15 protein-coding genes are annotated in these 20,688 nt (G+C 67.0%); 3 read left to right on the top strand and 12 right to left on the bottom strand.

What is annotated here, in order from left to right:
* Positions 1-144 precede the first annotated feature (144 nt).
* Complete coding sequence (locus tag AUL38_RS11335; RefSeq protein WP_059062265.1) at positions 145-2,160, top strand: hydantoinase/oxoprolinase family protein; 2,016 nt, start codon at positions 145-147, stop codon at positions 2,158-2,160.
* On the top strand, positions 2,157-3,746 hold the full coding sequence (locus tag AUL38_RS11330) for a hydantoinase B/oxoprolinase family protein (RefSeq protein WP_083506818.1): 1,590 nt from the start codon (positions 2,157-2,159) through the stop codon (positions 3,744-3,746). Before AUL38_RS11335 ends, AUL38_RS11330 begins: the two co-directional genes overlap by 4 nt.
* Here AUL38_RS11330 and AUL38_RS11325 read toward each other — a convergent pair.
* The 12 genes from AUL38_RS11325 to AUL38_RS11270 all read right to left on the bottom strand — a co-directional run bounded on the left by AUL38_RS11325 (position 3,731) and on the right by AUL38_RS11270 (position 19,708).
* The gene (locus tag AUL38_RS11325; RefSeq protein WP_059062263.1) at positions 3,731-5,200 is read right to left on the bottom strand and encodes a CdaR family transcriptional regulator; all 1,470 of its coding nucleotides are present in this window, start codon (positions 5,198-5,200) and stop codon (positions 3,731-3,733) included. The genes AUL38_RS11330 and AUL38_RS11325 overlap by 16 nt on opposite strands.
* The gene (locus AUL38_RS11320) at positions 5,190-6,191 is read right to left on the bottom strand and encodes a DUF917 family protein (protein WP_059062261.1); all 1,002 of its coding nucleotides are present in this window, start codon (positions 6,189-6,191) and stop codon (positions 5,190-5,192) included. Before AUL38_RS11320 ends, AUL38_RS11325 begins: the two co-directional genes overlap by 11 nt.
* Positions 6,188-7,474: a hypothetical protein gene (locus tag AUL38_RS17415; RefSeq protein ID WP_059062259.1), complete on the bottom strand. Its 1,287-nt coding sequence runs from the start codon at positions 7,472-7,474 to the stop codon at positions 6,188-6,190. Before AUL38_RS17415 ends, AUL38_RS11320 begins: the two co-directional genes overlap by 4 nt.
* A gap of 31 nt (positions 7,475-7,505) precedes the next feature.
* On the bottom strand, positions 7,506-8,840 hold the full coding sequence (locus tag AUL38_RS11310) for an MFS transporter (protein WP_201023737.1): 1,335 nt from the start codon (positions 8,838-8,840) through the stop codon (positions 7,506-7,508).
* 121 nt (positions 8,841-8,961) lie between these two features.
* Positions 8,962-10,368, bottom strand: coding sequence for a nitrate/nitrite transporter (locus AUL38_RS11305; protein WP_059062257.1), 1,407 nt, complete (start codon positions 10,366-10,368; stop codon positions 8,962-8,964).
* Between the two features lie 81 nt (positions 10,369-10,449).
* Positions 10,450-10,995 (bottom strand): GNAT family N-acetyltransferase, encoded by a 546-nt coding sequence (locus AUL38_RS11300; protein ID WP_059062255.1) that lies wholly within the window; start codon positions 10,993-10,995, stop codon positions 10,450-10,452.
* 102 nt (positions 10,996-11,097) lie between these two features.
* The gene (gene prfA / locus AUL38_RS11295; protein WP_059062253.1) at positions 11,098-12,171 is read right to left on the bottom strand and encodes a peptide chain release factor 1; all 1,074 of its coding nucleotides are present in this window, start codon (positions 12,169-12,171) and stop codon (positions 11,098-11,100) included.
* Between the two features lie 15 nt (positions 12,172-12,186).
* Complete coding sequence (locus tag AUL38_RS11290; RefSeq protein WP_059062251.1) at positions 12,187-14,100, bottom strand: hypothetical protein; 1,914 nt, start codon at positions 14,098-14,100, stop codon at positions 12,187-12,189.
* Positions 14,101-14,223: 123 nt separating this feature from the next.
* A complete protein-coding gene (gene thrB, locus AUL38_RS11285; RefSeq protein WP_059062249.1) occupies positions 14,224-15,180 on the bottom strand; it encodes a homoserine kinase in 957 nt (318 codons plus the stop codon).
* Positions 15,177-16,481, bottom strand: coding sequence for a homoserine dehydrogenase (locus AUL38_RS11280; protein ID WP_153006565.1), 1,305 nt, complete (start codon positions 16,479-16,481; stop codon positions 15,177-15,179). Before AUL38_RS11280 ends, thrB begins: the two co-directional genes overlap by 4 nt.
* A gap of 47 nt (positions 16,482-16,528) precedes the next feature.
* Positions 16,529-17,932, bottom strand: a complete 1,404-nt coding sequence (gene lysA / locus AUL38_RS11275; RefSeq protein ID WP_059062245.1) for a diaminopimelate decarboxylase — start codon at positions 17,930-17,932, stop codon at positions 16,529-16,531.
* A gap of 210 nt (positions 17,933-18,142) precedes the next feature.
* Positions 18,143-19,708 carry a serine hydrolase gene (locus AUL38_RS11270; protein WP_083506815.1) on the bottom strand — a complete coding sequence of 522 codons (1,566 nt, stop codon included), beginning with the start codon at positions 19,706-19,708 and terminating at the stop codon, positions 18,143-18,145.
* A 224-nt stretch (positions 19,709-19,932) separates the two neighbouring features.
* Between AUL38_RS11270 and AUL38_RS11265 the strand changes: the two genes are divergently transcribed.
* On the top strand, positions 19,933-20,679 hold the full coding sequence (locus AUL38_RS11265; protein ID WP_059062243.1) for a DUF981 family protein: 747 nt from the start codon (positions 19,933-19,935) through the stop codon (positions 20,677-20,679).
* Positions 20,680-20,688: the final 9 nt, after the last annotated feature.

Raw genomic sequence — 20,688 nt, 5'->3', positions numbered from 1 at the left:
ACCCCCCTTAGAGACAACAACCTAGCCGCTCGCATAGCCAACCGGCAACAACCGTGCACTCCGCCTACTGTTCAAGCCGAGCTCCCCCATACGCTCCACACAACGGCAATGAAGCAGGAGGCACCATTGAGTTATCGAGTGGCCATGGATATCGGCGGGACGTTCACAGACATCGTCGTGCACGACACAGAAAGTGGGGCGCTGCGCGCCTCGAAGGCGGACACCACGCCGACGGATCTCACGGAGGGCGTGCTCACCGCAATCGCGCAGCTTGAGGTGCCTCCGACCGAGATCCTCTCGTTCGTGCACGGCACCACGCAGGGTCTCAACGCGCTGCTCGAACGGCGCGGCTCGAAGACGCTGCTCGTCACGACGCAGGGCATGGGTGATGTCTACCGCATCGCGCGCGGCAACCGCACGCGGATGTTCGACATCCACTACCGCAAGCCGGAGCCGCTCGTCGCGCGCGAAGACACCGTCGAGATCGGCGGTAGGCTCCGCTACGACGGCAGTGAGTTGCATCCCCTCGACGAGGATTCGGTCCGCGCGGCCGCCCACACCGCACGCGAAGGCGGCTACGCAGCAGTCGCGGTGTGCCTGCTGTTCTCGTACACCAACGAGGCACATGAGCTTGCCGCTGAGGCAATTCTCCGAGAGGAGCTCGGCGACGACATCGCCGTCGTCCTCTCGCACCGCGTCGCGCGTGAGTGGCGCGAGTACGAGCGGACCTCATCAACCGTGCTCGAGGCGTACACGGGCCCGGTTGTGCGTCGCTACCTCAGCCGCATCGAGGACCGCTTCGAGCGGGAGGGCATTCCCAGCGGTGTCCAGGTGATGCAGTCTTCTGGCGGCATCGTCGGAGCCGGCTACGCCTCCGAGCATCCGCTGCAAACACTGCTCTCGGGGCCCGTTGGCGGCACTGCGGGCGGCGTCGCGCTCATGCAGCTCCTCGGTCGCGAGAACGCGATCTGCGTCGACATGGGCGGAACGTCGTTCGACGCCTCGCTCGTGATCGACGGCCAGCCCGATATTTCAACCGACGGCGAGGCTGACGGTTTCCCCGTGCTCATGCCGCTCGTGAACCTGCACACGATCGGTGCGGGAGGCGGATCGGTCGCGTTCTCCGAGTCGGGGGCGCTCCGCGTCGGCCCGCGTTCGGCAGGGGCGCAGCCTGGGCCGGCATGCTATGGCCGTGGCGGCGTCGAGCCGACCGTCACCGACGCAAATGCGGTACTCGGTCGCGTTGATCCCGAGCACTTCGCTGGCGGCCGTTTCGCACTGGACGTCGCGGCCTCGGCCACCGCGATCGGCGGGCTCGCACATGAGTTCGGGATGTCGACGCCCGACCTCGCAGAGGGCATTCTCGACATCGCCAACGCGAAGATGGCGCAGGCAATCCGCACCCTCACGGTTGACCACGGTCGCGAACCGACCGATTTCTCACTCGTCGCCTTTGGCGGAGCCGGACCGATGCACGCGGAAGCGATCGCCAGGGAGCTCGGCGTTGCCGAGGTCATCATCCCCGAGTTCCCCGGGGCCTTCTCCGCATGGGGCATGCTCGGCTCGGATGTCCGCAGGGATCTCAGCGCACAGTATTACGTCCACGAGGATCAGCTCGAGCGCGCCGACCTCGCCCGCGTGCTGAGCGAGCTCGTCGCCGCTGCGGATGCGGAGTTGGAGGCGCAGGGCGTCCCCGTCGAGCGGCGCCGTTTCGAGCAGGCCATCGACATGCGGTACGAGGGCCAGGATTACACCCTCACCGTCCCGCTCACTGATGCGGGCGAGCCGGGCCTGTCCGACTTCGCCGAGCGCATCTCGGCCCGCTACAGCGAGCAGCATCGGCGACGCTACGGCCACGCGACGCCCGAGGCGAAGGTGGAGTTTGTGAGCGTCCGCGTGACCGGCCTCGGCGCGAACGAGTTCGGCCATCTCACCGGTGAGCGCTACAGCGAGGATGACATTGCCGCTCGCAGCGCGAGCGTCTGGTTCGACGGCCGAGCGTGGGATACCCGGATCCGCCGCCGCGACTCGCTCCCCATCGGCGAAACGGTAGCCGGCCCGCTGCTCATCGTCGAAGACACGACCACAACCGTGGTCTCCCCCCGCGCGTCGGTTCGGCGCGAGACCCTCGGACATCTCACCATGGAGGTGCAGGCATGACCATCACCATTGACCCCGTACGCACTGAGATCATTCGGAGCGCGCTGCTACAGGCAGCCGAGGACATGAACACGACCCTGATTCGTTCGGCCTACACGCCGACGATTTACGAGGCCAAGGACTGCGCAGTCGCGATCATGGATCGCAACCATCAGGTCCTCGGTCAGTCGAGCGGTCTACCGATCTTCCTCGGCAACCTCGAGGAGGTCACCCGCGACACCGAAGAACGCTTCGGTCGAGAGGTGTGGGAGCCCGGCGACGTCTGGGTGCTCAACGACGCGTACATCGCCGGCGCGCATCTCAACGACGTCACCGTCTTCGGCCCCGTGTTCGAGCGGGAGGATGGCGGCGAGCTCATCGGCTTTGCGGCAAGCCGAGCGCACTGGATCGACCTGGGGTCGAAGGATCCTGGCGGCTCGATGGACTCCACCTCCATCTACCAGGAGGGTCTCCGGCTCGGCGCGACGCGCATCTACGCTGGTGGTGAGCCCGTCGCCGAGGTCTTGCGGCTCATCGCGACGAACTCGCGCTTCCCCGAACCGTTGCTCGGCGATCTGCGCGCGCAGACCGCGTGCATTCGCACCGGTGCCGACCGCATGCGCGAGATCGTCTCGCGCTGGGGGCTCGACCTTGTGCACGCCGCACGCGACGCGTTCTTCGCGCAGACGGAGCGGCTGGAGGCGGCAGCGCTCACCGAGCTACCCGACGGCGAGTACTTCGCCGAGGGTGCGCTCGACAACGATGGCATCGATTTCGACACGCCCATCCCGATCCGCGTGCGTGTGCGGATCGCGGGCGGCCGCATTTCGATCGATCTCACTGAGTCAGCGGATCAGACACGCGGGCCAGTGAACTGCGGCGCCGCGCAGGCGGTCGCTGCATGCCGGGTCGCGTATAAGGCGCTTCTGAGCCCGGACGTCGCGCTCAACGGAGGTTCGTTCAAGCACCTCGATGTCGCCGTGCGCGAGGGATCCGTCCTCGCCGCGGTCGAGCCGGCCCCCGTGCAGTACTACTACTCCCATCTCGGGCTACTCATCGACCTCGTCACGCGCGCACTCGCCGAGGCGATGCCCGATGCGGTCGCCGCAGCGAGCTACGGCGACTCGCTCATCGTGCAGATGATGGGTTTCGATCCTCGCACGGGCCGCGACTTCCTGTCGCAGGAGGCAACCGTTGGCGGCTGGGGCGCGTGGAGCACGAGCGACGGCGAAACGGCGCTCATCAACAATGTCAACGGATCGCTCCGAGATATGCCCGTCGAGGTACTCGAGACGCTCTTCCCCGTGCGCGTCGATCGTTACGAGGTGCGCGAGGGGTCCGGTGGCACGGGCGCGTTCCGCGGCGGCGACGGCGTTGTTCGCGAATACACCTTCGAGGCAGATCAGGATCTGTCCCTGTGGTGGGAACGCTCAGTGACTCCGGCCTGGGGGCTCTTTGGTGGCGAGGCAGGCGCCGCGCCCCGAGTCACACTCAACCCTGGCAGCGACGGCGAGCGTGCGCTCCTCAAGGCGAACGCGATGCGCGTACACGCGGGCGATGTACTCCGCTGCGAGTCGGGCGGCGGCGGCGGTTACGGCCGGGCCTGAGCGTCCAGTACCCGCCTGGCGGCGACATGGATCGCGAGCCGGTGGCTCGGGTTCGCGGGGTCGATCCCCATCCCGCGAACCCGTTCCAGCCGGGCCGTGACCGTATTCCGATGCACACCGAGCACCTGCGCGACCTGCGCCGGCCTGTCACTGTGGTCGAGCGATGCCACGAGCGTTGCCAGCAGCGATCCATCGCGGTCGACTTCGAGCAGTGGTGCAAGGAGCGCCCTGGCAGCCTCATCCGGCTCCGCGCCCAAGAGCGCCGGCAGCGCCGCCGCGGGCGTCAACCCTTCGGCAAAGAGCACCGAACCCGGCACGCTGCGCGCAACCTGAGCCGCGCGCAGGGCTTCGTCGATCGCAGACGCGATGGGCTCGTCTGGCTGAAACACTGACGATACCCCGACCGCCACTGCGTCGAGCCGCGGGTCGGGAGCTGCGAGGTGATCCGCGGCCGCCGCGCAACTGCGTCGTTCGTTGGCCGACTCCGCTGGCACGCACACCACCCACCCCTGGCCGAAGGGGGCAGCGCCTGCGCGCACGCCGAGATCGGCGACGCGCGCAATCATGAGTTCGTCAAGCACACCCGCTCTCCCGCCCCCAGGAGCCACCACCGCGACACGAAAGCGAACGTCGAGCGGCCAATCGAGCACCGCAAGACGTGCACGCAACTTCTGCCCTGGCGCGCCACCCGCTGCGATCAGCTCGGCCAGCACTCCCCCAGCGCGTGCCGCGTGCTCGTAGGCGTCGAGGCGCCGCAGCGCCGCCCACCCGGTGAGCGGCGCTGCGGCTAAGCGGGCAACGGTCAGCGCCGTCGCGCGCGTCGCGCCGGTGCTGCCGCGCCGGGTTTTGGCGGCGGCGAGGAGCCTGGCCGGTGCGCGCTTGTCCGGGAACGGCACAGGGATATCGACAAGGTGCTCTCCGAGGTCTGCAACCCGTGCGGACCCAGCGAGGGGTGCCCCGCCACGGTCGACGAGCGCGAATTCGAGGTCAGGCAGCAGTCGGCGGAGCGTTTCGATCACCCGGTGCGGACTCAACACAGCATGGCCGAATCCCCGGGCTGCTTCGGCAAGTGTGCCTGCTTCGGAGGCCTCGTCTGTCGCGATGATTGCAGAAAGCCGAACGGTCGCGTCGAGTACGTCCGTCGCGATGACCACGAACGCGAGCCCCAGCCGCTCGGCCAGGGCCGCGGGTTCTGCGCCAAACGCGTCGGGGCGGCTCACGACAACGCACGCCACCGCGCGTTCCCACGCGAGCCTGAGCGCCCGCTCCAGCCGCCAGGCTTCGGCCGTCGCCGCCCCCGTGAGCACGAGCGCGCAGCCGGCCGGCACGGTGTCGATGTCGCTCAGTTCTGAGACGATCCGAACACTCTCCACTCGAGCCTCAACCGGGCCGCTCACTTCTGCCCCGGCCCCGAGCCGAACTGCGAGCTCTTCGACGGTGAGGTTAGTTGGCATGGGATTCCCCTTCGGCTAGCGCGGCGGGGTCAACCGACCAGGCCTGTGGAAGATCGACGGCGGCCAGCGACACGCGCATGCCTGGCAGACATCGCTCCGGATCGAGCACCTCACCGCTCTCAGAGATGACGAATAGCTCGTGCGGGCCACGCTGCAGCGGAACACCGTCGGCAAGGGCCCCCAGATATGCCTCGTCTGCGTCAACGCGAACGCGCCTCACCTGTCGCCCAGCCGCACCAAGTTCCGTCATCAAGATGCTCATGCGGTCCATTCCGCGGCGCGACTGTTCAACGTGTGTGATGGTCGCCCGCAGCAGTGTGCGATGCGGCACGCCGGCGAGCTCGTTGCCTGGCTTCGCATCGAGATAGCGCTGGATCGTTCCTGCGTGCGCGTGCGCCCGCAGCTGTCGGCCCGTCGCCGGGTAGCCCGCGAAGAACGCCCATCCGCCGCTCGCAGCGACCAAGCGGGGAACGATGAGCGCCGCGCGATCCGTCGTCGCGTCGATCACCGTGGTTTCCCCGAACGAGGAGACGACGACGCACGGCCCCATCGCGATGCCGGCGCGTGTGAGCAGGGTGTCTTGCACGGTCGGGCGCACCCGACCGCACGCGTCTCCGTCCACGAGCGCGACGCCGAGGGCGGCGGCGCTCGCGAGCGCCAGCACGGCGTTCTCGCCTGCCGTGTTCACGGGCAGAATGCCCTGGATGGATCGGCCCAGCGCGCGCTCGAGTGCCGCTATCGCGCGGCCGGGCTCGCTGCCGTCGGGGAGGTTCTCAGCGATCGCGGTCGGTGATCCGACAAGGGTGACGACTGCGTAGCTCGCGTCATCGGCGAGTTCCGTGAGCGGGAGTAGGCTCACTGCGCTGCGTTCGAGTGCAGCGCTGGCCCAGTCTCGGAGCACGTGCAGCGCTGCACTATTCACTCCGCTCGCAAAGGGCTTCGCGCCACGCGTGAGACGTGCCACATCTGCCGCGACGAGTTGCTCGCTCACTGGGGGTCTCCGCTCACTCGTACGCGGACGGTGTCGACGGGTTCGGCGACATAGGAGACGGGCCGAATGTCGATCACCTCGACGTCGATGCGCGCGGGGTCGGCGCCAGCGAGGATCGCGCGCGTCGTCGCTTCCTCCACGAGCGTCTCCGCGTGCTCGGCCGCGGGGACCGCGGCACCTCGGGTGACCACCCGTTCGAGCGCGACAGTCACCCTGCCGAGTGCTGTGCCGACCGCAGGGGCGAACGGGGTTGAGATGATATCGCCGTCGCTCACCGGAGTGTCTGCGGCACACGGCCCCGCGACCACCACAGGATAGTCGGGCCGTCGCGACAGCATTCGGGCGAGTTCGGGCGCTGCTGCGAGCTCGGACGGGGAGGCAGCGGCGAGCTCAACGAGATCCAGCGCGAGCGAATTATGGGTGATGCCCCACAACGCTTCGACGTCGGCACGGTCGAGGCTGCCGCCGGTGACGCCAACGAGACGGACCCGCCCCGGCTCCGCCACTCCCAGTAGGAAGTCTGCGGATCCGGTGAGGCTCATGACACCGAGCGCTGCGGCCGCGATCCTGCCGTGCAGCGCGCCGAGGGGGTGCCGCACGAGTTCGTCGGCGGAGCCGTAACCTCCGAGCCCGTGCGCGAAGCCGAACCGTACATCAGGAAACACCGCACGGGTCTCACTGACTACCCGCTCCGCCCAGCTGACAAGTCCGGCATTGAGCACGGCCGCGTGCTCCCGTTCGCGCAGCCCCGTGCCACCAATGGTGTGCGCGAGCGTTACCGGGAGGTCGGGTGTGGGAGCCAGCACCCTGGCGGCCTCTCGCTCGAGCGCTGGAGCGGACGGGGCACCAGCGGCGCTCACGACAAGTCGTGTTGCCCCGGCACGCACGAGGTGTGCGCGGGCGGCCTCGAGCTGTTCCTGGGCGGCGCCCACGATGTTGCTGCCAACGTAATCGCTCCCGCCGGACACCTCGACCGAGCGGTGGCCGAGGGCAGCCCGCAACTCCGGCGGCCAAGCAGCAAACGGCCGCAGCGCCGGCATCGTCGGTGGCGCGATGCGGAGGTGTCCGACCCCGCTCAGGTCGAGATCCGCGAGCGTCGGCGACACCGCGAGGCGCAGCCCGTTCAGGCGCTCGCGGTGCGCGCGCGGAAGCTGCGCGCGCACCGTCGCAAGCTGCTCGCTGAGCGTGCCAACCGCCGCGATCTCTGCGGTGTGGATCGGCTCCCCGCGGTCGATGACTGCCAGGCGCACCGCGGTGGCACCAATGTCGAGACCTAACTGCATACGTCTATTGTCTCGCCTGGCAGCCGATCGCCTATTCGAGCGGCTTGCCCTCGGTCTCTGGCAGTGTCACGGCAGCGAGCACAGCGACAACCAAGAACACGAGGATGAACAGCACGGTCATCGTAAAGGATACGGACGCGGCGAGGAGCGCTCCGACGACGACCGGTGCGAGCGCGTTCGAGACCAGCTGAGCCGCGGTCGCCCACGAATAGCCCGCCGCACGGACACGCGTCGGGTAGAACTCACCGTTCCAGGTGTTCCATACGCCCCAACCGCCAAGAATGAAGAACGACATGATGAAGTTCGCAACGTACAGCGAGGGGAGGTCCCACGACACAGCAAACAGCACTCCGCCGAGGATCGCGCCGATGAGGAAGGTGACGAAGGTGAGCTTGCGGCCGTATCGTTTCGTGCACCAGGCGGCAGCGAGGTAGCCGGGGATCATGATGACTGCGCTGATGGCGACGAATCCGAGAGAGTCAGCGAGTGTCAGCCCGCGCTCCTGCAGCAGCGTCGGCAACCACACCTGCAGACCCCAGTAGCCCCAGTTGAACGCGAAGTTGACGATGAGCATGAGCAGGGTGCGTCGGCGCATGTCCTTGCGCAGCAGTTCGAGCGGGTTACCCGCACGCTCCGGATCCGCATCCTGCGCGAACGTCGTGCCAGCGGGCAGCGCGACACCGAGCTTGCCGAGCACCTGCGCTGCACGCTCGTGCTTGCCGCGGCTCACGAGGAAGTAGGGCGACTCCGGCACCCAGAACGCCACGACGATGACCCAGAGGCATGCGACCGCAGCCGCGAACGCAACGACCTGCCAGCCGGCCTCAGCGAACAGGGTAGTGACGCCAATTGCGACGAGCGTGCCGATGGGCCAGCCGATCGACAGGAGCACCGCGGCACGGCCACGCTGTTTCGACGGCATGAGTTCCAGGAAGTACGGGAAGACGACCGTGTACGCACCGGCAAGCGCGAAGCCCGAGAGGACCCGCAATCCGACGAGGGCCTCAAAGTTCGGGGCGAGGGGCACGAGTGCGGCGATGATGCCATAGGCGATAAAGCTCACAATGGTGACAGGACGGCGACCGACTCGGTCGGCGATCGGCCCCCAGATGAGCGCGCCCGGAATCATGCCGATTGCGACCGCTGAGAGCACCAGGCCGAGCTTCGTCTCGTCAAGTCCGAAGTGATTCGAGACGTCGCCCGCGACGTAGACCAGGGCTAGCTGCTCCCACGACTCGATGACGAAGATCACGAACATCGCGATGACGATGCGCATGTGGGCCGGCGTAAAGCGCATCCGTTCGTAGACGTCCTGAAGCGCGATTGGCGCCGTAGCGCGGCTCGCAGATGCAGTGTTGGGTTCCAACGAGACTCCTTTGTCGATCGATACGGTTCGGAGTCAACCTAGGCGACGGGTCAGCGGCCACGCTGTGCGGGCGGCACGGTCGTTCAGGCCTAGACTGTGCCGCCCGCACCCTGACGTGCGGTTAGCGCAGCGTGCGTCCGTGCTTGTTCATCCAAGTCCGCGTCTTCCGACGTTCGACGAAGATGCCGAGCAGGCCGATGATCCAGAGCGGGATCTGCACGGCAAACGCGAGCTTGAACGCGTGCAGCGAATAGGTCTCGGGAGAGCCCGCGCCCTGGAGGTCGAGCACGATCCCGACCGCCATCATCCCGATGAGCCCTGCGGTGAAGCCACCGGTGTTGACGAACCCAGTCCCGAAGCCGGAGAAGCTCCGTGGCGTATGCGAGCGCGCGACCTCGAACGCGATCATCGACGAGGGCCCGCCAATCGGAATGATCACGATGAGCGCAATGATGAGCCACGCCGGCGGCATACCGGGCCACAGGATCACCGCGAGCCAGGTACCCATGATGAGCAGGGTCAACACAACCGTGAGTTCGACGCGCCGTTCAATGAAGCGCGAGCTGATGGGGCCAAGCACGACGCCCGCGACCATCGAAGAGATCACCGTGATGCTCAGCAAGCTACTCGCCGCTGGAGTGCTCAGGCCGAGTCCACCCGTCAGGAACGGGGTGCCCCACAGCAGCAGAAAGATCTGCAGCGGGAAGGGCGTCACGAAGTGAATCCAGTACGCGAGCCGCACGCCAGGAATCGACAGCAGCCGGCGGAGGCGCATGCCGAATGGCTCCTGCCCGTTGCTCCGCGGCCGAGTCATCCGCCTGCCGTTCACAACGGGAATCATGCTGGTCTCGGGCGGCGCCATCGTCACCGAGGTGACCGGAGCACCCGCAAGATCCGCGGAGCGCTTCGTGATCGTGCCGACCCGTCTCGTCATGCGCTCGAACACCGTGGGGAGCCCCGGCGCATCACGGAGCACCACCACGCCGATGAGCGTGACAAGCAGGCCGACAGCGACGACGCCGAGGAAGCCGCCCATCCAGCCGAGCGTCGCAACGGCGAACGCGAGCGGCGTCACCGATACGAGCTGGCCCACCTGACCGATCAGGCCCGTGACCTGGCCGAGCGTCGGCAGTTGCCGAGGCTTGAACCATTCGGGCAGCATTCGCATGACCGCGGTGAACGTACACGCGTCTCCCGCTCCCACGAGCACGCGGGCGAGGATCGCGAGTTCAACGTTCGTGACGGTGGCCATGGCTATTTGGCCCGCCATCATGAGCACCGCCCCGGTAAGAATCAGCACGCTCGAGCCGTAGCGGTCGAGGAGTATTCCAACGGGGATCTGGCATCCGGCGTAGACGAGGAGCTGAATCACCGGGAACGCCGCCAGGGTGGAAGCGTCGATCCCGAAGTGCTCCTGCGCAGCAGGTCCCAGCGCTGATAGCGAAGACCTGTTCACAATGGCGATCGCGTAGAGCGTGACCGCTGTGCCCCAGACCACCCACGGAAGCAGTGGTTTCGAAGAGCTCATGTATGCAATGCTACCGCTGAGCTGACGCTCAGCTCGGATACTGGTTCGGCGCGTGGCCCGGCTTGAGCGACCCGGCGCCGGCTAGCGCGGGGGCAGCGGGGGCCCGTCAGGAAAGTCGCTCCGCGTGAGGTCCAGGAACATGGCTCCCTCAAGGGCGCCTCCTGGCCGCACCTGGTAGTCACGCAACACACCGATCCGCTGGAATCCGAGCCGCTCATAGCTGCGGATCGCACCGTCGTTGTTCACGTTCGGGTCGAGCGTCACCCGCGAGACGCCGTGCGCGAACTCGTGTCGGATCGCGAGGGCGAGCGCTTCCTCACCAATGCGGCGGCCACGGAAGCGGGTACCAATGAACAGGTGCATCACCGTCGTCGGATATTCGGGATCCTCGCCGCGCAGCACGAACATCGCACCGGCGCACTCCCCCGCGATCTCAATAATGCGCGTCACCTCAACCGCATCAATGAACTCCTGCTGCACGCGCTCTCGCGTGTAGCCCACCCACCAGAACGCCACCTCGGGCTCGAGCAGGATCTCGAAGAGCGGCTCAAGATCGGCTTGGACGGGGGCGCGGAGCGTCACGAGCGGGCCGACGATGGCCGCGGTGGGGAGCACAGGTGTAGACATGTCCTCAGCGTAGTGGGAATGTGGCCGGGCACGCCACGCAAAAACCCTGGTGGGCTGCAGCCGTATGGCACGCACCCCACCAGGGTTCTCGTCGAGTGAAACCTACTGACCGAGCGCCTTGAGCCGCTCTTCCTCGTCCATGCGAATGCAGGACTCGATAATCGGCTCCATCGCACCGTTCATCACGTGGTCAAGGTTGTACGCCTTGTAGCCCGTGCGGTGATCTGCGATGCGGTTCTCCGGGAAGTTGTACGTGCGGATGCGCTCAGAGCGATCCATCGTACGGATCTGGCTCGAACGGTACGCGCTCGCCTCGGCAGCCGCTTCCTCCGCGAGCCGCGCGAGGAGACGCGCACGCAGCACGCGCATGCCCGCCTCACGGTTCTGCAGCTGTGACTTCTCGTTCTGCATCGCGACAACGATGCCGGTCGGAAGGTGCGTGATGCGCACAGCCGAGTCCGTCGTATTCACCGACTGACCGCCGGGGCCGCTCGAACGATACACGTCGATCTTCAGATCGTTCTGGCTGATCTCAACCTCTTCGGCCTCATCAGGCTCGGGGTACACAAGCACGCCGGTCGTCGAGGTGTGGATACGCCCCTGCGACTCGGTGACGGGCACGCGCTGCACGCGGTGCACGCCTCCCTCGTACTTCAGGTGCGCCCAAACGCCCTGTGAGGGGTCGCTCGCGTTCGACTTGATCGCGATCTGCACGTTTTTGTATCCGCCCAGGTCGCTTTCGTCCTTCTCGAGGATCTCCGACTTCCAGCCCTTGGATTCCGCGTAGTGCATATACATGCGCAGCAGATCCGCTCCGAAGAGCGCGGACTCGGCACCGCCCTCACCGCCCTTGATCTCGAGAATCACATCACGAGCGTCGTCAGGGTCGCGAGGGATCAGGAGGCGACGAACCTTCTCTTGTGCGTCCGCCAGCTGGGTCTCCAGCTCGGGGACTTCCTCGGCGAAGGCGTCATCTTCCTTCGCGAGTTCGCGGGCGGCCTCGAGATCCTCACCGAGATGCACCCAGTGTTCGTACGCGACCTTGATCTTGCTCAGCTCCGCGTAGCGACGGTTGACCTTCTTCGCCCGCGCCGCATCGGCGTGCAACGCGGGGTCGGCGAGATCATCCTGCAATCGGAGATGCTCCGCGAGGAGCCCTTCTACCTGCTCAAACACTGTTCTTCTGCTGCCTTAGAACGAGATCGTGTATGACTTCTCAGCGTTGACCTCTGGAGCCGTACGGCTTCCGGAGACCTTCACAAAGCTGTTCGCTGCCGGGGTGAGCTCGCGCAGGAGATCCTTGTCCCCGGCAACACCGGTGTGGGTGCGCGCGGTCGCGAGCAGGGTGAGCGAGCCACCGTTCTCGAGGTTCCGAGCGGATCCAAGCAGACGCTTCGCCTGGGCGACCGCGAGTGCCTGAACTGCCTCGGGCGTGCTGCGCGAACCGGACTGGTTCTGCAGGTAAGCGTGTGCCAGGTTCGTGAGCGAGTCCAGCAGGACGACAACGTCGTGGCCGAGCTCGACAAGGCGGCTCGCCCGATCGATCGCAAGTTCAGCAACCGTGGCCTGATCTTCAGCGGCACGATCGAAGCTCGCGGCGATCACCTCGCCGCTGACGGTGCGCTGCAGGTGGGTGACTTCCTCGGGGCGCGCGTTCGTCAGCACCAGCAGGAGATGCACCTCGGGTGCGTTCGCGGTGACCGCAGCAGCGAGCTCAGCAAGCACACGAGTCGCGGGAATGGTCGCGGGCAGTGCAACGATCGCGCGCTGGCCAAGGCCCATCGGTGCGTGCTCATCGATCTTTGCTCCCAGGCCGTCGGCGTTACCGGTGCCAAAGCGCAGCGGCTGCTCGGGGAAGATCGCCGTCATCTCCGTGATCTCTGCGCGTTTCTCGGTCTCCTCGACCGACTTGCCGTTCACCGAGTCGATCTTGACGATCGCGTTGTACTTCTGGCGACCACCGCTGTCGCCCTCGCGGGGCTGGCGGATCGCACCGACGATCGCGTCACCGCGACGCAGGCCGTACTTCTTCACCTGGCCGAGCGCGACGTAGACGTCAGACACCCCTGGCAGGTAACCGCTCGTGCGAACAAACGCGTAGTTGTCGAGCACGTCAAGGATGCCGGCGACGGGCAGCAGCACATCGTCCTCGGCGATCTCCATCTCGAGGTCATCGCCACCGCGCCGCTTGCGGTCACGCTGACGGGTGCGGCTTGAGCGTGAGCCGCTCTCCTGCTTGGTGTTGTCGGACTTGTCGCCCTGGGCCTGCTTGTCGCCCTGGGCCTGCTTGTCGCCCTGGGCCTGCTTGTCAGCTTCCGTCTTGCTCGCGTCAGCCTTCGCGCTATCGCCCTTTGCGGCGTCAGCCTTGGCGCTGTCGTTCTTCGCGCCGTTCTGGTTGCCGCGACCACGTGACTTCGGCTCCTCGGCCGGCGCCTGCGCGTCGCCCTCGGTCTGCTCGGGGGCCTGCGAAGCGCGCCGGCGAGTACGGCGAGCCGGAGGCGTTTCGGCCTCGTCCTGAGGTGCGGCGTCGGCTACGGGCTTCACGGCTTCGGCGCTTGCCTCGGCAGGCTGCTCGGCCGGCGCTGCCTCGGTCGCAGCTACAGCCTCTGGCTCTGCTGCGACGGCGGTCTTGCGCGAGCGTGTTGCGCGCTTCTTCGGTGCTTCGGCAGGCGCATCCGGTGCTACCTCTGCGGCAGGCGCATCCGCAACGGGCGCTTCTGCTGCTTCGGCGGTCTTCGCCGCGGCGGCCTTTGCCGAAGCAGCGGTCTTCGCCTTAGCGGTTGTCTTCGGAGCCTTCGGCTCGACAGCTGCGGCTTCCTCGGCGGGCGCCTCTGCAGCTGCCTCGACTGGCTCAACCTTCTTGCGCGAGCGGGTCGCGCGCTTCGGCGCGGCCTTCTCGGGCGCGGCCTCTGCGGGGGCAGCGGCGTCGGCAGCTGGTGCGGCCTCGGCCACGGGTGCCGCCTCAACAACGGTCACCTCGGTGTCGGCTGCAACCTCAGGGGCTGCGCCGGCAGCAGCCGAGACGCGACGCGAAGCGCGGCGGCGCACCGGCGGCGCTTCTACGGTTTCGGCCGCGGGAGTCTGATCTTCAGGATGTAGTTCCACGTGTATTCCTTCCGGAATCTATCTGGTCTGGGCCACCAGGCCACAAACATGCACAGGAGTGCGGAAAGCTCGGGGGCAAATGCCCCGGCTGGGAAAGCGATCCGGGACACAAGCCATGCAGTGTCACACCCGCGAAGAGAACGCAGAGTTGACCGGAATCTCTTCTACTGTAGCACCCTTGATGTCCACAGCGAGTGTGAGCACGCGCCAATCGGGCGCAATTTCCGCGACAAGATCCGCTGCGGCAAGTCGCTCCCCCGGACCGTTGGACAGCACAAGCACCGAGGGGCCAGCGCCCGAGACCACCGCTGGATGCCCCGCGGCGCGGAGCGCTCCGACAAGGTCGCGGGTGGCGGGCATCGCCTCGCCGCGGTAGTTCTGGTGCAGTCGGTCCTCGGTCGCCTCGAGCATGAGTTCTGGGCTTTGCGTCAGGGCTGCGATGAGCAGTGCCGAGCGCGAGACGTTAAACACCGCGTCCTCGTGCGGCACCTGCTTCGGTTGCAGGCTGCGGGCGTGCTCGGTCGACATCGTGAAGGTCGGCACCAGCACGAGTGGCGCGACGCCGCGGTGCACGAGGAGCCGTTTGAAGCGCGGGCCCTCGTCGTTCGTCCAGGCGATCGTGAGACCACCGAACAGCGCGGGTGCGACGTTGTCGGGGTGCCCCTCGAGCTCGGTCGCGAAGGCAAAGATCTCGGCCTCCGTCAGGTCAACCGGCTGTTCAGGGTCGGTCGCAAGCAGGCCCGCGGCAATCATCACGCCGGCGACGATTGCGGATCCGGAGGAGCCCATGCCACGGCCGTGTGGAATCCGGTTGTGCGCTTCGATGGTGAGCCCGGGCATCTGGCGGCCGAGCCTGTCAAACACGAAGGCTGCCGAGCGCACGACGAGGTTACGCTCGTCGGTGTCGACCTCGCCCTCGCCGACGCCGATGACGGTGACGAGGGCCCCGGGCTCGGGTCGCGTGACGACCGTGAGCTCATCGCCGTACGCGAGGGCAATGCCGAGCGTGTCAAAGCCTGGCCCGAGGTTTGCGCTCGTCGCCGGTACGTGGACGCGCAGCGCCCGTTCGGCCCGGCTCACGCGCGGCCCTCACGACGCAGGACGCTCGTCACCTCGGCAACGGCGTCGTCGGCACGGAGCGCGGCCACAGTTGCTGCGAGGTCTGCCTCGCGCGCGGTGTGCGTGCCGATCACAAGCGTTGCCCGCCCCTCGTCCGAGACGTTCTGTTCCACACTGGCGGCCGAAACCCCGTGCGCGGCGAGGATGCCGGCGACGCGGGCGAGGACACCGGGTTCGTCCCGCACCTCGAGCATCACCTGGTAGGCAGTCATCACCTCGCCGACGGGCAGTACCGGGAATTCGGCGTGGGTGGATCCGGGGATGCCGGGGCCGCCGACTACGTGGCGTCGAGCCGCCGACACGAGGTCACCGAGCACCGCCGAGGCGGTCTCGTTGCCGCCAGCGCCAGCGCCGTAGAACATGAGTTCGCCGGCGGCCTCGGCCTCCACAAACACCGCGTTCTTGCCCTCGTACACCGCGGCGAGTGGGTGCTCGCGCGGGATGAGCGCCGGGTAGACCCGCACCGAAACACCGTCGGTGCCGTCGGTCGCGGTGAGCCGTTCGGCGACGGCGAGGAGCTTAATCACAAATCCAGCGTGCCGCGCGGCGGTGATCTGGTCAAGGGTGACGTTCGTGATGCCCTCGCGGTACACGGCGCTCTCGGGTACCTCAGTGTGGAACGCGATACTCGCAAGGATCGTTGCCTTCTGCGCGGCGTCGAAGCCCTCGACGTCGAGCGTCGGGTCGGCCTCGAGGAAGCCGAGATCGCTCGCGAGCTGCATCGCGGATTCGGCGGACTCACCGAAGCGATCCATCCGGTCAAGAATGTAGTTCGTCGAGCCGTTGACGATGCCCATGACGCGGGTGATGTGGTCGCCCGCGAGGCTCTCTCGGAGCGGGCGAAGGATCGGGATCGCCGCCGCGACCGAGGCTTCGTACAGCAGCTGCGCGCCGACCTGGTCTGCGGCGTCGGCGAGTTCGCGACCGTGCGCGGCGATGAGTGCCTTGTTCGCGGTGACGACGTCTGCGCCGCCGCCGAGGGCGAGGAGGATGAGCGAACGAGCAGGCTCGATGCCACCCATCAGTTCGATGACGATGTCGGCGCCCTGCACCAGCCGCTCAGCGTCGGTCGTGAACAGCTCGCGCGGCAGCTCGACGTCGCGCTCGGCCTCGAGTGTCCGCACCGCGATACCCTCGAGCGTGAGTCGGGCCCCAATTCGGGCCGCGAGTTCTTCGCTGTTCTCGAGAATCAGCCGCGCAACCTGCGCGCCAACTGATCCGCATCCCAGCAGTGCAACCCGAAGGTCTCGATACCCGTTCACCCGGTGTTCTCCATTCTCATTCTGACGTTCTAGCTTGTGGGTCGCCATTACGCGACCACGCTCTGCGCGAGCAGGTCGGCCTCGGTCTGGCCGCGCACGATCGTGCGGGCCTCGCCGCCGCGTACGGCGACGACCGGGGGCCTGGGGACAAAGTTGTAGTTACTCGAGAGCGACCAGCAGTACGCTCCCGTCGCGGCGACCGCGAGAATGTCGCCAGGGCGCACGTCGGCCGGCAGCTCGTCGCGGTAGACGACGATGTCGCCCGACTCGCAGTGCTTACCCACGACGCGGACGAGCGCGGCGTGCTCGTCGCTCGCCCGGTTTGCGATGCGCACGTGATAGTCGGAGCCGTAGAGCGCTGGGCGGGCGTTATCGCTCATGCCGCCGTCAACGCTCACGTAGAGGCGCTTCGCGTAGCCGCGGTCCGCGGGGTCTGCTTCGCCGGTGCCGGTGAGGTCGACGTGCTTGGTTGTGCCGACCGTGTACAGCGTGACACCGGACTGACCGACGACCGCTCGGCCGGGCTCAAACGCGAGGTGCGGCAGCGCAATGCCTGCTGCCTGTGACTCCGCTGCGACGATATCGGCGAGCTGCCGCGCAATGTCGACGATGTTCGGTGCCTCCCCAGCCTGTTCCGGCGTGTAGGCGATCCCGAAGCCGCCACCGAGGTTGAGCTCGGGAATCTGCGCGCCGGTGATCTCGGCGAGCTCAACGTAGACGCCGAGCAGGCGGCGTGCCGATTCGCGGAAGCCCTCGGTCGCGAAGATCTGTGAACCAATGTGACAGTGCAGGCCGACAAACTCGAGCCCCTCGTGCGACACGATCTCGCGGACGAGCGCCGGGGCGGCGCTCAGCGGCATGCCGAACTTCTGATCCTCATGTGCGGTCGCGAGGTAGTCATGGGTGGACGCGTGAACCCCGCTGTTCACGCGCAGCCGCACGCGCTGGCGCTTGCTGGCCGCGCGCGTTGCGGCGGCGATGCGCGCGACTTCAATCTCACTGTCGACGATGATGGTGCCGACGCCAGCTTCCACCGCGCGAGCAATCTCTGACTCCGACTTGTTGTTGCCGTGGAATCCAATCTTGCTCGGGTCGACTCCGGCCGCAAGTGCGACCAGCAACTCACCGCCGCTTGCGACGTCGATCGCAAGCCCTTCCTCAACCATCCAGCGGGCGGTCTCGACACTGAGGAACGCCTTGCTCGCGTAGTAGACCGTCGCATCAGTCCCGACGCGCTGCGCCTCACCGCGGAGCGCATCGCGGATGTCTCGCGCGGTCGCGCGCGTCGCGTCTTCATCGACGACATACAGGGGGGATCCGAACTGCGCGGTGAGTTCAGTTGCGCGAACGCCGCCAATCTTCAGCACGCCGCACTCGCGGCCGCGGCGGGCTCCGCGCGGGAAGACACGGTCATCGATCGCGTTCACGTCAGGGTTCAGGTGATCGGTCATCGGACGCTCCTCGGCTGTGGGTGGGTGTCGCATGGACGCTCGGACGCTCGGATGGCTGCACGCATGCAACCTCTGGCGAGCGGACCCGGCTTGGCCCCTGAAGCCGCGCGAACGGAAAGACCTCTCCGAACGAACCTCTCCATCCTAATAGACGGCCCGTCCCCGAACGCGGATGTTACGCGCAAAGGGGCGAGACAGCGCTCTGCGGAGCTAACTGATCCCAGCCGACCCCACTGCGTTACGCGAGAGCAGAGTCGCTGCCCGGTCGCGCCAGCTTGGCTCCTCCGAGGCGGGCTTACGCCCACCGGCGTCTGCGATCACGACCGCCAGGCTCTGCACGAGCGGCACCCACAGCCCGATCATGCGCATGTCGCATACGAGCGAGCCGTGCTCGCAGTCGATGCGCCAGCGCAACTGGCCTGCGTCAGCTGCACCGACGATGCGTTCAAGGAATGCTGCCTGCTCCACCGGGCGTCCGACGTTGCGCACCAGCTCTGCGACGCGGCCGTCGCGCACCGCAACTGGCACGTCGGCGAACAGGTTCTCGGCGGCGAACTCTGCAGCGCCGCCCACCGTCTCGCCCGCGCGCATCAGGGCATCGAACCGTTCCGCGGCGACAATCGCCTCCGGCCACGGTTCGACGGTGGCCGACGGCGTGCCCGCTGCTTCGAGCACCCGGGCGTGCGCGGCGACTGCGAAGGCCTCAGACCGGAATCCGTCCGAATTGCCGAACGCGACTGTGCCAACGCCGCTCTCAACATGCCACCGCATGTGCGAGGAGAACCCGGGAAGCCCGCCGGAGTGATCTGCCATGCGCCCGCGCCGACGATCCTCAGAGACAAACAGCCCGAGCCCGTAGCCGAGGCTCGCGAAATCGCGGTCGGACGTCGCAAGCGGCGACGGGATCGAGGTGTGGGTCCGTTGCATGTCGCGCCTGCTTCGCGGCGACAACAGGTCGGGTCGGTCAGGGGTCTCCGTGAACGCAGAACCGAGGAACCACGCCCAGCGGGCCACGTCATCCACGGTGCTGAACAACCCGCCGATGCACGCAAGCGCACCGGTCGTGAGCAGCGGCTCCGGCACGAAGCTCTGCCCCGCGTCAAACGTCCGAAAGCCCGGCGCGATATCCGCGCCCTCGGGGTAGTCAGCAGGGTCGAAGCAGGTGTGCGTGAGCCCAAGCGGGTCGATGAACCGCTCACGGATCTCTTGCTCAATGGTGTGACCGACGAGGGTCTCGATTGCGCGACCAACGAGTGACATACCGAGGTTGGAATACTGGTAGCCGATGCCGGGCAGCGTCGTCAACCGGATCCCCGCTGTGACAAGCTCCGCGATCCGCTCGCGCTCAGAGCCGAGTTGCCGGTCGCCCCAGGCGTTGTCCTCCGGCAGCCCCGAACGATTCGACAACAGCTCCCTCACAGTCACCGACTGCGGTGCACCTCCGACGTGCAGGCGGACGTAGGGCAGATACTCCCGGATGTCCGCCGAGAGATCGAGCTGGCCCTCCTCCACAAGCGCGAGCGCGGTGGCGGCAAGGAAGCTCTTCGTCATCGACGCGATGCGGAACACGGTGTGCCTGGTCACGGGCTGGCCGTCGAGCCGCGGCTCACCTGTCCCATGCCAGGCGATCACTCCGGAGGCGTCGAATGCCGCGACCACCATCGCGGGAGCCGGCACGCCTACCCGTTCAGCAGCGACGGCAGCGAGTGCCGCCGCCGCGCGGGTCTCGCGGCCCTCGGCGAGAGGTTCTACGACGGTCAAACCAGCATCGTGCATTGCAATTCCTTGTGCGTCATCGGACGGAGACATCCGACACACTAGTGCCGAACCGCTGACAACTCCCAATCGCTCCACGACGGGTACACAGGACACACCCCGCTTACGCAAAGTGCATGCAAACGAATACAATTCACCGGTAATCGGTTGTACTGAGTACGACCACTCGCCGCCCGCACTCGCTCACCGCGTCTGCGCGGCACTGACACACTAAGGAATTGATCATGGGTAGCTTCATCGAAGACTTCTTCAAGGGGCGGGACACCGGTCTCGTCATCGACTGGACCCAGATGCCGACGTACAACACGGTCATGGCTGTCGCAGCTGGCGCAGGCCTCATCTTCATGTACATGCTGGGCCGGGCGCTTGTCCGCGACAAGGACTTCCGCGCGGAGGGGTGGGCGCTCGCGTCCGGCGTCATGGGTTTCATCCTCACCGCAACCGGGCTGCACATGACCCTCGAGTGGCCGTTTGCGATGTATTTCCCGTTCGACAACATCGTGTTCGGTGAGCCGAGCCTCGCATTCGGTGTACTGCTCCTCGCAGCGTCGTTGTATCTCTGGAAGCGTGGCGACCAGATCGTCGCGGCAGAGGATCGTGCTGCCGAGGCCGCGGCAGTCGCACGCCCGATGGGCATCTTCGTGCTCGGCATGGGCCTCGCACTGTTCGGCATCGCGCTCGCAGGCATCGTCTTCCAGTTGTTTGCTGCCCCCGCCGAGGAGCCCATCTCGGGCATCGTCGCGGACTACCCGATGATCGAGGCCGTCTTCATGTCGCTGCTGTTCGCGTTCGTCGGGCTTGGGGCCGCGCTCTTCCCGGTTGCGCTCCGCGGCTTCTCATCGAAGCAGCCACTCTCGGGCGTTGCGAAGCTCGTCGGGGGCACCTGGCTCGTCACCGGCATCATCTTCCTCCTCTTCGGAGCGATGAACTTCTTCACCCACATTGGGCTCATCGTCAACACGATGCAGTAACCCGGCGCT

Source organism: Leucobacter sp. G161, from assembly GCF_001482305.1.
Lineage (GTDB): Bacteria > Actinomycetota > Actinomycetes > Actinomycetales > Microbacteriaceae > Leucobacter.
This window is presented reverse-complemented; position numbering and strand designations above follow the sequence as displayed.

Bases quoted from the DNA above. Each gene is read 5' to 3' on its own strand.
- AUL38_RS11265 (WP_059062243.1), top strand. From the start codon at position 19,933: ATGGGTAGCTTCATCGAAGACTTCTTCAAGGGGCGGGACACCGGTCTC.
- AUL38_RS11300 (WP_059062255.1), bottom strand. From the start codon at position 10,995: ATGTCTACACCTGTGCTCCCCACCGCGGCCATCGTCGGCCCGCTCGTG.
- AUL38_RS17415 (WP_059062259.1), bottom strand. From the start codon at position 7,474: ATGCAGTTAGGTCTCGACATTGGTGCCACCGCGGTGCGCCTGGCAGTC.
- AUL38_RS11330 (WP_083506818.1), top strand. From the start codon at position 2,157: ATGACCATCACCATTGACCCCGTACGCACTGAGATCATTCGGAGCGCG.
- AUL38_RS11325 (WP_059062263.1), bottom strand. From the start codon at position 5,200: ATGCCAACTAACCTCACCGTCGAAGAGCTCGCAGTTCGGCTCGGGGCC.
- AUL38_RS11305 (WP_059062257.1), bottom strand. From the start codon at position 10,368: ATGAGCTCTTCGAAACCACTGCTTCCGTGGGTGGTCTGGGGCACAGCG.
- AUL38_RS11270 (WP_083506815.1), bottom strand. From the start codon at position 19,708: ATGCACGATGCTGGTTTGACCGTCGTAGAACCTCTCGCCGAGGGCCGC.
- AUL38_RS11335 (WP_059062265.1), top strand. From the start codon at position 145: ATGGATATCGGCGGGACGTTCACAGACATCGTCGTGCACGACACAGAA.
- lysA (WP_059062245.1), bottom strand. From the start codon at position 17,932: ATGACCGATCACCTGAACCCTGACGTGAACGCGATCGATGACCGTGTC.